Annotated in this window: 11 protein-coding genes; 2 read left to right on the forward strand and 9 right to left on the reverse strand. The window is 40.2% G+C overall.

Annotated elements, in window-relative coordinates; genetic code table 11:
* The first annotated feature begins 260 nt into the window (after positions 1-260).
* Positions 261-1100: an HNH endonuclease gene (locus OC457_RS06230; RefSeq protein WP_235866937.1), complete on the forward strand. Its 840-nt coding sequence runs from the start codon at positions 261-263 to the stop codon at positions 1098-1100.
* Between the two features lie 69 nt (positions 1101-1169).
* Here OC457_RS06230 and OC457_RS06235 read toward each other — a convergent pair whose 3' ends face one another.
* The 8 genes from OC457_RS06235 to torC all read right to left on the reverse strand — a co-directional run bounded on the left by OC457_RS06235 (position 1170) and on the right by torC (position 12082).
* Positions 1170-2912, reverse strand: coding sequence for a Kae1-like domain-containing protein (locus OC457_RS06235; protein WP_080174677.1), 1743 nt, complete (start codon positions 2910-2912; stop codon positions 1170-1172).
* Positions 2909-3454, reverse strand: a complete 546-nt coding sequence (locus OC457_RS06240; protein ID WP_080174678.1) for a HyaD/HybD family hydrogenase maturation endopeptidase — start codon at positions 3452-3454, stop codon at positions 2909-2911. The genes OC457_RS06235 and OC457_RS06240 overlap by 4 nt, the downstream gene beginning before the upstream one ends.
* A 5-nt stretch (positions 3455-3459) precedes the next feature.
* The gene (gene cybH, locus OC457_RS06245) at positions 3460-4206 is read right to left on the reverse strand and encodes a Ni/Fe-hydrogenase, b-type cytochrome subunit (RefSeq protein ID WP_080174679.1); all 747 of its coding nucleotides are present in this window, start codon (positions 4204-4206) and stop codon (positions 3460-3462) included.
* Between the two features lie 13 nt (positions 4207-4219).
* On the reverse strand, positions 4220-5923 hold the full coding sequence (locus tag OC457_RS06250) for a nickel-dependent hydrogenase large subunit (RefSeq protein ID WP_080174680.1): 1704 nt from the start codon (positions 5921-5923) through the stop codon (positions 4220-4222).
* A gap of 3 nt (positions 5924-5926) precedes the next feature.
* Positions 5927-7063, reverse strand: coding sequence for a hydrogenase small subunit (locus OC457_RS06255; RefSeq protein ID WP_080174681.1), 1137 nt, complete (start codon positions 7061-7063; stop codon positions 5927-5929).
* Between the two features lie 430 nt (positions 7064-7493).
* Entirely contained in the window at positions 7494-8141 is a 648-nt protein-coding gene (gene torD / locus OC457_RS06260) for a molecular chaperone TorD (protein ID WP_080174682.1), read from the reverse strand.
* A gap of 152 nt (positions 8142-8293) precedes the next feature.
* A complete protein-coding gene (gene torA / locus OC457_RS06265) occupies positions 8294-10822 on the reverse strand; it encodes a trimethylamine-N-oxide reductase TorA (protein ID WP_080174683.1) in 2529 nt (842 codons plus the stop codon).
* Positions 10823-10915: 93 nt separating this feature from the next.
* A complete protein-coding gene (gene torC, locus OC457_RS06270; protein WP_080174684.1) occupies positions 10916-12082 on the reverse strand; it encodes a pentaheme c-type cytochrome TorC in 1167 nt (388 codons plus the stop codon).
* A gap of 198 nt (positions 12083-12280) precedes the next feature.
* On the opposite strand from torC, the gene torR reads away from it, so the two are divergent.
* On the forward strand, positions 12281-12994 hold the full coding sequence (gene torR, locus OC457_RS06275; RefSeq protein WP_080174685.1) for a two-component system response regulator TorR: 714 nt from the start codon (positions 12281-12283) through the stop codon (positions 12992-12994).
* 575 nt (positions 12995-13569) lie between these two features.
* On the opposite strand, the gene panP is transcribed toward torR, so the two are convergent.
* On the reverse strand, positions 13570-15234 hold the full coding sequence (panP, locus tag OC457_RS06280) for a pyridoxal-dependent aspartate 1-decarboxylase PanP (RefSeq protein WP_080174686.1): 1665 nt from the start codon (positions 15232-15234) through the stop codon (positions 13570-13572).
* Positions 15235-15243 lie beyond the last annotated feature (9 nt).

A 15243-nucleotide genomic window follows, 5' to 3' on the forward strand; every position in this document is an offset into this window, starting at 1 on the left:
GTTCCTATTTTCATTGGTATCTTTGAGGCTCAATTACACGGTGAATAGGTCATGGATAATAACCAGTACCATTCTCTATATATCACTCAGCTTTTAATCGTAAGTAACAGGCATTTTAACTTAGTTGCACATTCATTATGATGCGTATCACATTTTCAATAGGTTAAGCATGATACCCCACTGGTTGAGTAATAGAATCTACCACAGAAAATTATTTATTGAGTAAATACTCAGCTGATAAAATATTAGTTGGAGAGAATGTGAATAACCTATCGATAAAACAAGAAATAGAACGTCGTAAAAAGTTATTTAATAAAATTACGTATGTTGATAGTGCAATAGATATTACAGCTGGCCAATTAAGAGAATTAGGTATTTACAGTGGAGCTGCTGGAGTATGGGTTAATACAGCATTAACTAAAGGAATTGTTTCTGATAACGCGGGAGTTGCTGTAAGTATTCTACATACAGGCAAAGATTACGATGATGATTTTTCAGAGAAAGGTATTAATTACGATTTTCCCGCAACAAAACGACATGGCTCCCATGATAAAAATGAGATCCAAGCCCTTAAAAACTGTTATGACGCTAAAATACCGTTATTTGTTATTAGCAAATCAGCTAACAAGAAATTAAGAAATGTACATTTAGGTTTAATTGAAAATTTTGATAATCAGCAGAAGAAAACCTATATAAGATTCATTTCTTTAAAAGAACTTGATACAAATGATTCAATATTAATAAAAGAAACTCAGGCCGAATATCATATTAAGTTTAATACGGCTGTGAGTTATTCTTTAACTAATACATCAGCTGAACGTAAGAAAAGAATGTTATCAGCAGATAAGGACCCTCAAAAAGTACTAAGATCTGTTTATGATTATAATAGAAATCCTGATGTAGTTGCCGAAGCTTTATATCGAGCTCAGGGTAATTGTGAGGAATGCTTTCAGCCAGCACCTTTTATAAAAAAATCCAATGATCAACCTTATTTAGAAGTCCATCATATTAAGCCATTGTCTCAAGGTGGTGAAGATTCACTTGAGAATGTGAAAGCTCTATGCCCTAACTGCCATCGAAAAATGCACTTTGGGAAATAACAAACACCTCCCACAAAAAAGCCCCATCACTTAAAAGCAATGGGGCTATTTAATTCAATAGTATAAACCTTAACGGCGACGCATTTTCAAGAACAATGCACCAGCACTTAAGTTACTGCCATCAAGTTCTAATTTGCGGTTTGTTACGATAGGGAAGTTCTTACCTACACGTAAGCAGATGCGATCTGCTAGCACTTCATTAGCAAAGTCACTACCAGCAAGGGTAACAGCTTTAATGCCTGTGGTTTCGTCCATACGTTCGATCCAGTTGGCAATATAATCAGCTAATGAGTCCATTACACCAAAAGCGAGTTTATCGTAATTAACTTCATCTACGACTAAACAAAAGCTCATTAAACTGCCTAGCATTTTAGCCCAATCAATAGTGCGTTTGTTATCGACCATATCTAATGGGAAATCGACGCGATGACCTTGATTGTCAGCATTTTGCAGTGATTTAGCGATCAATGCATCATTTAAAAATTGAACGCTATCATGACCAGATTGCGATAAACCTAGTATTGCAGCGACCAATGCAAATAAACCAGAAAGTTGATTATTACACTCATTTAAAACTAGCTTATTGAGTGCGTTATAACTAACAGGTATTTGATATTTAAATTTCGCTAATACTTCAGCTTGTTCACCTGCGGCTAATATCGCAATTATTTCTGAACCTGATTGCGGTAGGGTAGGCATTGTTAAGAAAGTATCAGTTCGAGTAAATCTATCTTGACTAACAATCTCGCCTGCGGCGTAGCGACCAAAGTAAATAACGGCACTATGTCGACCAACACCAGATTCTAACATTCCACCATGCAGAGCACAGATCGGCAAGGTATGGGCTGGAGCATCATTGGTATGGTTTGGTTGATAATCAAAATGAATACGACGTTTACTCCAATAAGCATTTAAGCCATTGATGCAAGCTTGATCATGCAATGGTTCAACCGCTTTAAATGGGGCTAAAGGATTAATAACTGGATCGCTACAAATCTGACTCCAACCTTTATTAATGCGAGCAATTAAAGGTTGTTGATGATTGGTTTCAATATGTAAATAATCGATGCCGCGTACACGCAGTATTTCCGTTAGTATTGTTAATACACGGTTGTAGCTAAAGCAAAGATCATACATGGGTTGATCAAGCTGGGCATGGTGTCGTTTAGCTCGAACAGCCACGCGGGGTTTTTCTAAGCTTGATAATGCTAATACATGTAACGATGGCACAATAAAGTGCATTGGTACGTTATTAGGATTACAAATAATGACCTGTTGGCGCTGCTGATGTGCGGCGGCAATTGGACCACGACTTAAATGAAAGTCGTGCTGCTGGTTATTAGCCAGTGGTAAGCTAAAACTAACATGGCCCGTATTCATTACCGTTTCAGCCCATTGCTGAATTTTTTCACGGGTAATCGATGGATAAACTAACTTTTCACCATGACAATGTGAACAGGTAATATCAACCTCACCAAATAACTCAGATTGGTTATCACCAAGAGTCGGTTCGCAATAACTACAAAATGGCAGATTATGCGCAGTGGTTATTAAAGGAACAATACGACCTTCACGGTGACGAATTTCTTTAATTGAGGAGTCAATTAGCCAAATAGATAATAAGAAATCTTTGGATATTTGGTCTGCTAAGGCTTCAAGTTGTGGCTGAGTGCCAACAGCTTCAATAAGGTAACGATTTTTATCATAAGCAATAGTGATTTCCACTTGTTGATTCGCTAAATAATCGTTGCATAATTGAGCATAGAAGGGCACTGGGCGTGAACAGGTAAAAGAAAATTGAATTAATTTCATTGTTCAATACCTCGCTTGTAAGCTGTTGGAATCAGGCTGTTAATATCAATATTGTTCACTTTTTCACACTCGATATCAAGTGTGGAAAGGTGGTTAATCAATGCCGATTCCATAACCGGTATTGCGGCATGAATTTTAGATGTTAGCCCCATGTGCATAGGTTCTAATACTGTTGGCGTTACACCTAAAACATAGGTTTTTGGACGATCGCCGACCAGTTCCATCATAATTAATGTTTGTAGCATTTCAACTTCGTGAGCACTGCCTTGCCAATCGATTTCAGCAGGGGCTTTATCAAAGTCAAAGAAATACACTTCACCAGCATCTACATCAGCAGCATTAACGGTATCGACCACGATGAGGTGATCATATTGGGTTAATGTCGGAATAAGACAATGTGCTAACGTACCGCCATCAATAAGATCAATCTGATGGTCGGGGTGCGTAAAGCGGTAATTTTCTGTGAGATAATTGACGAAATGTACGCCGACTCCTTCGTCGGCGTACAAGACATTGCCAATACCAAGCAGCAATATCTTCATTTGCGCTAGTGGCCTTTATTTTTTGAGTGACTATTGTGATGAGCATGATGCTGGACGGGATGATTACCGTTATTTGCTTTTTTTACGTTTACTGGATGGTAATCGTAACCAGACATAATGGCATCAGCAGAACCGTTACGGAAACGGATCCCTGTCCAAATCACCATATATACGTGGATCAAGACAAAAATAATGAATGCCCAAGTAATATAATGGTGCCATTTACGCACTTCATCTAACCCGCCCATCGCGTATGCGACCCATTGAGCGGGTTCCCACATCATGCCACCAATACCTAAGTGGTACACATTAGCATATAGCGTTAAGCCAGTCACACACATGAAGATGGCAGCAATAGAAATTCCTGCATAAACCATGAGTTGCAATGGACCATAAGCACCATGGTGAGGCGCACTACCCATCCAAAAATAGGCTTTAATTTGTTTGATCCAGCTTTTCGGGCTTACAATATCTTTAATTGAGCGCCGTTCAACATTACTGTGGCTGAAAAAGAACAAATAGAGACGAATTAAGGTCACGGCAATTAAAATAAAGCCTAATACCTCGTGCGCTAAACGGATCCAGCCTTGTTCAAGTACATTGGTGCTGTTTGGTGCGACTAAAAACGGCCAAGCAATATAAAAGCCAGTAATAACTAACCCAAAAATTGCAAAGGCACGTAACCAGTGACATAAACGGATAACAAATGAAAATACATAGGATCGTTTATACAACACGGTATCTGTTGACATGATAAATCCTTAGTTACATTGCCTGAGCTGGAATACGGAATTCACTGAGTGATTGGCCTTTGTAATCCATTACGTGTACTGAACACGCCATACAAGGATCAAATGAGTGAATAACACGTAATACTTCTAGCGGTTTTTTCGGATCTTCAAGGTGTAATCCTACTAATGACGCTTCGTATGGACCAACCTTACCATTCCCATCAATAGGGCCTGCGTTCCATGTTGTAGGTACTACCGCTTGGTAGTTTTCAACTTTTGCATCTTTAATACGTAACCAGTGACTTAAGAAACCACGCGGTGCTTCAATAATACCAACACCTTTGTATTCTTTATTAGGATCAATAGTCGGTTCGATATAGGTAGTATGATCTGAATTTAGGTTAGTAACCATAGATTCAAATGTTTCTAGACCGTGACGAGAGATGGTTAGGGTATGCAACATGCGTGCAGCAGTACGACCAAGGGTAGTAAATAAAGCGGCTGCAGGTAGCCCTGTTTGTTTTAGGAATTCATTTACAATAGGTGTTACGCGAGGATTACCTTGTGCGTAGTTAACGACCATTGTTGCAAGTGGACCAACTTCAACAGGATCACCATTGTAACGTGGTGATTTAACCCAAGAATATTTACCGGCTTCATTGATAGTTGGGCGTTTACCTACAATAGTATCGCGCTCAATAAACGGTGTATGTTCTGGAATAGTTGTACCATCGTATGGATGCTGAGGCTTATTAGCGTCGTACCATGCGTGAGTTACATCTTCTTCAATCATGTTTAGATCGATTTTTTCAGCTTTAGATAAGTCTTTATTGCGGATTACACCACTTACAAAAAGATGATCATCAGGATTAAGCAGAATAGATTCACTACACATGAAAGTATCAACGTTACAACCACCAAGAACACTTGGAGCTTTGCCGTAAGCGGCTGCTGCCATTAAAATATCAGCTTGGTATGCACGTTCAATAAAATCTGCAACATGTTGATATTTTTGCTTAAATTCTTGCAAGCGAGCAGGGTCTAACATGTCACGAACACAGGTTACACCACCAACAACAATGGATTGTGGATGAGGGTTCTTACCACCCCAAACTGCCATTGATTCTGCTGCAATACGTTGAATTTCAAGTGCTTTAAGATAGTGACTTAAACCGATTAGGTTTTGCTCAGGTGTGAACTTGTAAGTCTTATTACCCCAGTAAGCATTAGCAAATGGACCTAACTTACCGGTGTTAACTAAGCCTTGCACTTTTTCTTGTGCAGCACGTAAATCACCTTCACCAGCAGCCATTGGTGTTGCTGAGTATTTCATTGCTTCAACTGCTGCTTTAGCAGGATCTGCACTTAATGCTGAAACAACATCTATCCAATCTAAGCCATGTAGAATATAGAAGTGAACAATGTGGTCATGCATTTGCAGGGTAGTTAGAATTAAACTACGAATGTATTTCGCATTAATCGGCACTTGCGCATTAATCGCATCTTCTACCGCTAATGTGCCGCACAGGTAGTGTGACGATGTACATACACCACAGATACGTTGCATTAATAGGCCAACATCGTAGGGTGTACGGCCTTTCATGATAATTTCAAGACCACGGAACAGGGTAGATGAAGCCCATGCTTTGTTGATCACGTTATTAGCATCAAGTTCAACTTCGATGCGTAAGTGGCCTTCGATACGAGTAATGGGATCGATAACGACGCGCTTGCTCATGGATTATTCCTCGACTTTTTTAGCAAAAATACTACTGACTGCGTGTGCACCAATACCAACGGCAGTGACACCTAAAATAACTGCACCAATGGTATCTGCGGTAGCATCTAAACCATGAACAGGCTGACGACTTAATGGCTTTTCGAAATCTGCCATGTCATCCCAAAAATCAGGCTCTGAACAACCGATACAACCATGACCTGCAAGTACTGGCCAGCTAGTGTGGGCATTAAATCGCTCGGTAGGACAGTTGTTGTAGGTATAAGGACCTTTACAACCCATTTTAAATAAGCAGTAACCTTGTTTGGCATTATCATCACCAAACTTAGTCACAAACTCGCCTGCATCAAAATGACCACGGCGTTCACAGTTATCATGAACACGTGCGCCATAAGCCCATTTAGGACGATTAAAAATATCTAATGCAGGTAAACGACCAAACATGATGAAGTACATTAATGTACCGGTAATATTGGCTGGGTTTGGTGGGCAACCTGCAACATTAATCACTGGACGATCGATCACAGCACCAACACTTTTGGCACCCGTAGGGTTAGGGCGAGCTGCTTGTACACCACCGTAAGATGAACAGGTACCGACACAAATTACGGCAGCAGCATCAGCAGCAACACGTTTGATAAGTGACACACCTGTTTCTGCTTTGCTACCTAGAGTAAGGAAAGTACCATTGTTAGCTGTTGGTACAGCACCTTCAGCGGCAAGTAGATACTGACCTTTATAGGCTTTCATTGCATTATCAAGATTTTCTTCTGCTTGATCGCCTGCGGCGGCCATTAACACTTCTTGATATTCAAGTGACACATGTTCAAACAGTAATGTACTGATATCAGGTGTAGTGCTACGTACTAATGATTCAGAACAACCCGTACATTCGGCAAGGCTCAACCATATAAGTGGAACACGGTCAGAAAGCTCTGCAGCTTCTGCAACCATGGTACTAAAAGGTAGCGGGAGTGCCAGCAATGAAGTGATGGTTGCACTCCAAATCATGAAGTCACGACGGGTAAAGCCATTTTGTTCAAGTTTTTTCTGAAAAGATCCCTCACGAAGAGGTTTTGTATTTCGAAGTTCAGCAAGACGTTTCTGGCCGAGTTCAAAAAGGGCTGCATGCGAGTCCATGTATCAACCTTGTTAGCTATGATTAAATATACTTTGGAAGTATTACCCTCTCAATGTTATGACTTAAATTAAGACAATTACTTGATCTGAATCAGATTTTGAAATTTTGTGTGACAAAATAAAAAATCAAAAATGGAGTTATGCATAAAATACTGATCGTTAATGATAATTGCTATTATTTCAAAGTGTTATCGCTTGTTGTTGGCGATTAACCTTATGATTAGAAATGATTTTATTTAAGCAATGAATTGAATGGCTCAACCGGAGATGTGCATGCTTATGCAATATAAAAGAAGATTAAAATATAAATATTTTGAAGAGAAGGTGAGTTAAATTCTAAAATTAGAACTTTTTAGCTGTGTTGCATAAAAAACGCCCTTATTTGGTTATATAAGAGCGTTTTAATGTGTGTGATGGTCGCTAAAAAAGCTTACTCACCAATAAGAAATTTCTTATCAAGCATGCAGAATGCTAACAGTAAATTTGCCGCAGCGGCATAGAAACCAAAGCGATCACGTAGCTGACATTCTTTAACAAATAATGGTAACCAATTTAGTAGCATAGTATTGATGAATGACAATTGTGATTGCATTAGAGCTTCACGTTGTTCTTCAGTTTGCTGTTGATTACCCATGATGATTAAATTGCCCATAAAGTCTAATTCAATCGCTAGGTGATCAGCTGGCTCATTAAATTCTTTGCGTTGTGCAATATCAAAAGAGGCCATAAGCTCATGCATTTCTTGTGCTGGTTTATCGTTTAATAATCCAGTTTTTCCGACATACATTGAAGCGTAAGGCAGTGCGCCTGATTTTGGTGTACTTAAGAATAGCCCACAAAAATCAGCGGCAAGTTCCAGTTGTTCATCACTACGTGCATGTGATTTTTTTATTGCAGCACGAAAGTTGTCTACTGACGCTTTTAATTCTTCAGTCATACCAAGACCAGACAGGAAGGTATACATCTCACCGCCATGGTATTCATGTAGATCAGCATCACTTAATTCACGGGCGAAAAGTGAAGACATCCACCAATAGATTTCAGCACGTTGTTCGTTGAATGCGATAAATTCTTGCATGGTCACTCCAGACATAAAACATATTCAAATAAAGCGGTTAGGCAGAGTATACCTAAGGGTTATTAGAATAGGTTCTAAAAAATGAAATAAAGGCGATGAAATTGATATTCATCGCCTTTACGGATTGATTTTCTATGCTAGTAACGGATTAATTATTTATCCATTGCTGGGAATAGTGGGTCAATACCTGTTTCGTATGTAGGGCCGTTAAAACCAGTAACTTCTGGTACAGGACCGGTGTATTTCTCAATATCAACAACAGCTGTATGTGCTGATGTTGCTTGTGCAAGTTGAGAAGTACCGATATCTAACGTTAGTACGTTTGGATCACCGTAAGTACAAATTGTACCTGCTTTGCCGCCATCAAGTGGGCTATACCAAGCACCTTCGTGAATACGACAAACACCTGGTGAGTAATCTTCAGTAACAACAGCACCTGCTAATACTTGACCACGACCGTTAAATACGCGAACTAAATCACCTGATTTAATATTACGTGCGGCAGCATCTTGAGTGTTGATGTAAATCGGCTCACGATCTGCAACGGTGTAAGTTGCACGGAAGTCAGTTGAAGAACATAACTGTGAGTGCAAACGGTTATTTGGGTGACAGCTCTGTAAGTGAAGCGGGTAGACATCAGAGCGTGGACCGCCGTGACTACGTTCTTCTTTTTCGAACCACATTGGGTGACCTTGACAGTCGTTGTAACCCATATCTGCGATTGTCTTACAGTAGATCTCGATCAGACCTGATGCTGTACCTAGTGGCTCAAGATCCGGTTCGTTACGGAATGATTCGTGACGTACCCACTCTTTGCCCGCAGGGAATTCAATATAACCATCACCTTCCCAGAATTTAGCGAAGGTTGGCATACGAACACCGATACCACGGCCTTGCAGACGCGCACCGTTGTAGATCTCTTCAATGATTTCTATTTTCTTTTTGCCGCCAGTAAATGCTTCTTCACGGTTGAAGCGTGCACATAGCTCACGGAAAATATCGAAGTCATCTTTAGATTCAAACATTGGCTCAACAATCTTACGTAATGCAAGGATACCTTTGTTGGAGTGGTTACCAAACTGTTCGATATCATCACGCTCGTAAGTTGTTGTTGCAGGTAAGACGATATCTGCAAAACGACATGTTGCTGTCCATTGGTGCTCGATAGAAACAACGGTCTCTAACTTCGTCCACGCTTTGATCATACGGTTACGATCTTGGTGGTGAGCAAATGGGTTATTACCACTGAAGATCGCCATCTTCATGTATGGGAAGGTAATTTCACTACCGTTCCATTGAATCTTAGTACCTGGGTTAGAGATACAATCCACAAAACGCGCTACAGGGATCGTCTTTGCGTAACCTTTAAATGAACCGTTGTAAATTGGTTCTACGCCAGTTACACCGCTAAAGCCAGACATTAGTGGGCCAGCAGATGTGATAGTACCTGCATCGTTGTAGTGCCAGCCGAAACCGAAACCACCACCAGGTTGACCAATTTGACCAAGCATTGCCGCTAGAACAACTAGCATCCACGCCCATTGCTCACCGTGTTGCATGCGCTGTAGACACCAACCACCGACAAGCTGAGTACGACCACCTGCCATTGTACGTGCTAGTTCACGGATCTGACTTGCCTTGATGCCAGAGATTTTCTCTGCCCACTCAGGTGTCTTAACGATACCGTCAGTTTCGCCCATCACGTAAGGCATGAACTTGTCAAAGCCAGTGGTGTAGTTTGCGATGAAGTCTTTGTTGTATAGATTTTCAGTGTATAACGTATGCGCAATCGCTAGCATCAACGGAATATCTGATTGTGGGTGTACAGGTAACTGCTCACCACCAACAAATTTCATGGTTTCGTTGCGTACTGGATCAATGTGAATAACTTTAATTTCTTTGTTTTTCACTTTTTCAGCAAGTTGTTGGTATGAACCGTATACGCTGTGATCAGGAACCAACCAACCTACTTGAAGGTTTTTAACTGGATCCGTACCCCACATTACGATGGTATCTGTGTTTTTAAGCACGATATCCCAAGAGGTTTGCTGTTCGTAAACTTCCATTGCACCCGCAACGTAAGGAAGAATAACTTGTGCAGCACCTGTTGAGTAGTCACCCATTTTACCAAGGGTAGTACCGTGAAGGCTGATACCACGCTTCATCATTGTACCGGCGTTGTGTAGTTTACCTACAGACTGCCAGCCAGTATGACCTGCGTATAATGCACTTGGGCCGTAAGTTTCTTGAACACGGTTTAATTCGTGTTGGAAGAAATCTAATGCTTGTGACCAAGGCACACGAACGAAACGGTTGTTACCACGTTGGCTTGTATCTGACTTGTAGCCTTGTTTTAGCCAGTCGATACGAATCATTGGGTATTTAACACGAGCAGGGTTGTAAACCACTTCACGTACTGCATCTAGCATTACTGTTGGATGTGGGTCTTTTTCAAACGGTGTGGTTTCAGTCCATACACCGTTAACAACTTTAGCGCGGAAAGCACCCCAGTGAGAGCCACAAAGTACTTCACCGTTAAAACCTGTTATCGCATCTGTTGCTGCCATTGCTTTACGAGGAGCAAGCAGGCTAGTACCGACAACTGATGCGGCACTTGCAATCGCAAGACCAGATAAGAAGCGGCGGCGTGTAATGCCTTTATGATTGTTTTGAGTCGCCATAGTTGGAGAATCCTTAAACTTTAATTTTTATCGATGGGGCGGGGATAACAATTATCACCCGCCTATCATTTAATCGTTTATTGGTACGCTGGATTAATGCGCGCCAGCACCACCTGTGTCGCTGCCATGGTTCTGAAGATATTTAAGTAGTGTGCGTTCTTCAGTCTTAGTCAGACGGTAGTAAGAGCTCATGGCTTTCAGACTTGCGATCCAGCCATTTGCAGTAAAATGGCCAGGATCTGGCGCCGCGTGACAAGCGTTACATGTAGACGCGTACATATCTTCTGCGTAGTTCCAGATTGGTTTAATACTATCAATCATGTCTGATTTAGTAATCCAACCTTGAACACTGATGTTCTGCCACACAATGTTAGTTGCAGGATCAGTTTCTTCTTTAATGATTTTCTCGTTCGCTTTCACTTCGCCGCGGATAGTTGCCTTAAAGACACGCTTGCCCATGTACTCAGTCATTACGCGACCTTTACCTGCTTTTTCTAACCAGCCGTTAACTTCAACTTTTAGCATGTCGCCTTTACGTTCAAGTACAGTTACTTCAGAAGCGGGTAGTAGTTTACCTTCTGACTTGCCTTTAGCATCGTCAGTCGCAAAGATGTCTTTCTCACCTAGAGAGTAAAGTTTCTCTGCTGTTGCGCCTTGAGACGTTGCTTCAGCTTGTAGGCCTTGGAAATCTTTCTGGAAGCCACCTGCCATGTTAGGCAGTTCGTGTGCAATACCTTTGTGACATTCAATACAGTTCATGTCTTTCGCAGCAGCGTCTGTCATTGCAGCAGCAGCTTCAGGTGATTGCTTAGCATGGTCCATAGCTGAATAATTATGACAACTCTTACAAGTGCTTGAGTTTTGTTTTTCCATTCGCTTCCAAACCATCTGAGCCAATTCTAAACGGTGCTCTTCAAATTTTTCAGGTGTGTCGATTTTCTTAGTAATAAACTGGTTATACACATCCTTTGATGCCATTAACTTTGTTTCTACCATACCAACTAAATCTTTCGGTTGGTGACAGTCAACACAATCAGCACGAACACCAGAAGCATTTTTGAAGTGTACAGATTGAGTATACTCTTCGTAGTTTTGCTTCATGGTATGACAACCAATACAGAACTCATTGGTTGATGCATGTTCAAAACCTTTGTGTACAGCAAAAATGCCACTCACGGCGATACCAATACCAACAAGTACCAGAGCAAGGATTGAGTACTTGCTGCTTGGTTTCGTCAACATCTGCCAAATTTTTTTCATTTTGAAAGATTCCATTTAAAAGAATGCTCACCGTAGGCTACGGTGACGGTTAAAATTTTATGAGGTAATCTTATTGTTACGATATGAATAAGGTTAACGCTACGAATGAATAGCAAAGGCAGAGTTATGACAAATTGTGAATGGTCTTAGTTTGTGCTACCGTTCAGCAAGAAAGCCAAAAACTAAAAAGAGAACGACATGACCCATCACGTACTTGTTGTAGAAGATGAAATTGTTACCCGCACAAAATTGGTTGGGTATTTTGAGAATGAAGGATACAAGGTAAGCCAAGCAGACAGTGGCGCACAGATGCGCGAGATAATGGCAATGGAAAAAATCGACCTTGTAATGCTTGATATTAACCTACCAGGTGAAGATGGTTTAATGCTAACTCGCGAGCTTCGTAGCCGCTCTGAAGTGGGCATTATTTTGGTGACTGGACGCACCGATAGTATCGATAGAATCGTCGGTTTAGAAATGGGCGCAGACGATTATGTAACCAAGCCTTTTGAATTGCGCGAGCTATTGGTTCGAGTGAAAAACTTGTTATGGCGCATGACCTTAGTGGAAAAGGCGCGTGATGAAACAATGGTTGAAATGCAGGAAGATAACATCATTCGTTTTGGTGAATGGCAGTTTGATATTAACAAACGCGCACTGACTCATAATGGTCTTCCAGTGAAGTTAACTAAGGCAGAATATGAGCTGTTAGTTGCGTTCTCATCACACCCAAATGTAGTGCTAAGCCGTGAGCGTATTTTGAACATGTTAAGCCACCGTGTTGAAGCGCCAAATGACCGAACTATTGATGTTTTAATTCGTAGAATGCGTTCTAAAATGGAACTAGATCCGAAGAATCCACAGATTTTTGTGACCGTTCATGGCGAAGGATATATGTTTGCTGGCGACTAATATTCGTCTTTAATTAGCAGATAAAACATTGTTGTAATAAAATAGTTATGACACAAATTGACATAAAAATGCCCTATTTGAAAAGAATAGGGCATTTTTTTTGGATGCTGTTTGGGCTTTTTTTTGATTTACATCATGATTTTTCGGAATATTTTTTTGGGTCAAAAAGGAACAAATCGCACTAATGAGAACTATTACTAATAGCAGGGCTTTTTTGTAACACTAAAGAAACCGCTAGAATTATTCTCTGTTATACATTGAAACATCTCCGCAACAATGACCTTGAAAAATGAAATCTTATGAACATGTATTTTGGGCTATATTTCCTTGTAAAATCAATTTCACCTAAAATCGATACTTTCAATGTGTAAGTGAGTGAATATTAACGAAGGCTAATAATGCTTTTTAGTGATGCTATTCATACTATAAACATTCACTGTTCATAGTTAAGGTGTGAGTTATTCATAAAATAGTCATATTTTGAATACGGTATTCGCTCAAATTAAAGCTGCAAAAATGGCAAAAAATGCGATATGTAGTTAATTTTAAGAAAATACCGTATAGATATATGCGCCTTATCTATCGTTTTTAATTCTTTTTTCTAGTATTTGTTTAGTCAAATTAATGATTTTAGGCAAGCTAATAGTGCTTTGTTGTGCAAGTTGTTGTTGCTCAATAAGGACATTTTCTAGAATTTCAGTGGTTGTCAGAGGGTTTGCGAGTACAACACGAAATACTGTTGTTGCTTTTCGTTGCCATTTTTCTGGTGTAATCCGAGTACGCGATACAAATGATTTTCCAGATTCTCGCTGACGTTTTTGAATAAATTGAGTGAGATCATTTAATAGTTCTAACAATATTTCACGTTGTTCTGAGGACGCATAAATAAGCGCTTGTTGTGTATTTGCGGGAATATAGCGATAGGTAAGTAGGCATAATTCAGGCTTGGTGACTAACTCAAACTCAGGGTGTTGTTCTATGCATTGTGCAAAGTAAGCCGCTTTTTCAATGCTGTTATTGATCAATAATTCATAGCCTGGGCGACTGATAATATTCAGACTAGCAAAGAGTAACATTGCCATGCCACTGCGAGAACCTTCTAAGGTATGGCTGCCTAAATCCTTTGATCCTTCACGAAGAATATATTCTGCATGATGCTCAATGGCTGTCATTAATTCAGGATTTTTAAATATCACCATACCAGCACCCATCGGAATATAGAGCTGTTTATGTGCATCTATAGTAATAGAATCTGCTCGTTCAATCCCTTTGAGTAAATGGCGATACTTATTTGACATTAAGGTTGCCCCTCCCCAAGCTGCATCAACATGGAAGTGGCATTGATGTTCTTTGGCTATATCGGCTAGTTGATCGAGCGGATCGATAGTGCCAGTTTCAGTGGTACCGGCAATTCCAATGATCGCAAAGGGCTTAATGTTTTTCTGTTTTAAATTATTGAGTGTGGTTTGTAATTCATCAAGATCAATTCGATTATCATCATCAGTTTTAATTGCAATAAGACTATCTCGGCCTATACCTAAAACATCAGCCGCTTTTTTTAATGAATAGTGTCCACGTTCTGATACGAGAATGGCAAGATCATCATAACCATAGTGCTTCATTGCTCGTAGTAAACCTTGCTGGCCAACACCGGTGAAATCACCATCAGGCTGTAATACTGTATTTCGAGCAACCCATAATGCAGTGATGTTGGCGATAGTACCACCAGAACAAAAAGCGCCTAAAGAATGGTCAGCACTGTGCATCCATTGTTGGTAGAAACTTTCATTTTGATTAAATATTAATTTGTGTAGCATGCCTAAAACTTGACGTTCTAGTGGAGTAAATGCTTTTGATGTTTCTATCTTGACGAGGTTTTGGTTTAACGCAATCATGATCTTAGATAACGGCATCATGAAGTAAGGTAGGGCAGAGGTCATGTGACCGATAAACGTTGGTGCGGCAGTATGAACCGATTGAGCAACAAGTTTATTTAATAAGAATTGAGTATGTTCAGAGACAAAAGAAGGGGCTTCTGGAATATTTGGATTAGAGAAATCTTTTTCAATTTCAGCTAAGGGCTTTTCGATTGCTGCAATGTGGGTTCGCAGAAATTCATTGAGGTTTTCAGAAAGCTCTTTTTCGATAGATCCTAACGTTGAATCAGGTGCTTCTGGTACAGTAAATATGCGGTGCAACGATTCTAGAGATGCATCTGCAGTACGATTATTAGCCGCCATAATTTATTT

This window comes from Photobacterium toruni (assembly GCF_024529955.1).
Lineage (GTDB): Bacteria > Pseudomonadota > Gammaproteobacteria > Enterobacterales > Vibrionaceae > Photobacterium > Photobacterium toruni.

Bases quoted from the DNA above. Each gene is read 5' to 3' on its own strand.
- OC457_RS06255 (WP_080174681.1), bottom strand. From the start codon at position 7,063: ATGGACTCGCATGCAGCCCTTTTTGAACTCGGCCAGAAACGTCTTGCT.
- panP (WP_080174686.1), bottom strand. From the start codon at position 15,234: ATGGCGGCTAATAATCGTACTGCAGATGCATCTCTAGAATCGTTGCAC.
- cybH (WP_080174679.1), bottom strand. From the start codon at position 4,206: ATGTCAACAGATACCGTGTTGTATAAACGATCCTATGTATTTTCATTT.
- torD (WP_080174682.1), bottom strand. From the start codon at position 8,141: ATGCAAGAATTTATCGCATTCAACGAACAACGTGCTGAAATCTATTGG.
- OC457_RS06235 (WP_080174677.1), bottom strand. From the start codon at position 2,912: ATGAAATTAATTCAATTTTCTTTTACCTGTTCACGCCCAGTGCCCTTC.
- torA (WP_080174683.1), bottom strand. From the start codon at position 10,822: ATGGCGACTCAAAACAATCATAAAGGCATTACACGCCGCCGCTTCTTA.
- torR (WP_080174685.1), top strand. From the start codon at position 12,281: ATGACCCATCACGTACTTGTTGTAGAAGATGAAATTGTTACCCGCACA.
- torC (WP_080174684.1), bottom strand. From the start codon at position 12,082: ATGAAAAAAATTTGGCAGATGTTGACGAAACCAAGCAGCAAGTACTCA.
- OC457_RS06240 (WP_080174678.1), bottom strand. From the start codon at position 3,454: ATGAAGATATTGCTGCTTGGTATTGGCAATGTCTTGTACGCCGACGAA.
- OC457_RS06250 (WP_080174680.1), bottom strand. From the start codon at position 5,923: ATGAGCAAGCGCGTCGTTATCGATCCCATTACTCGTATCGAAGGCCAC.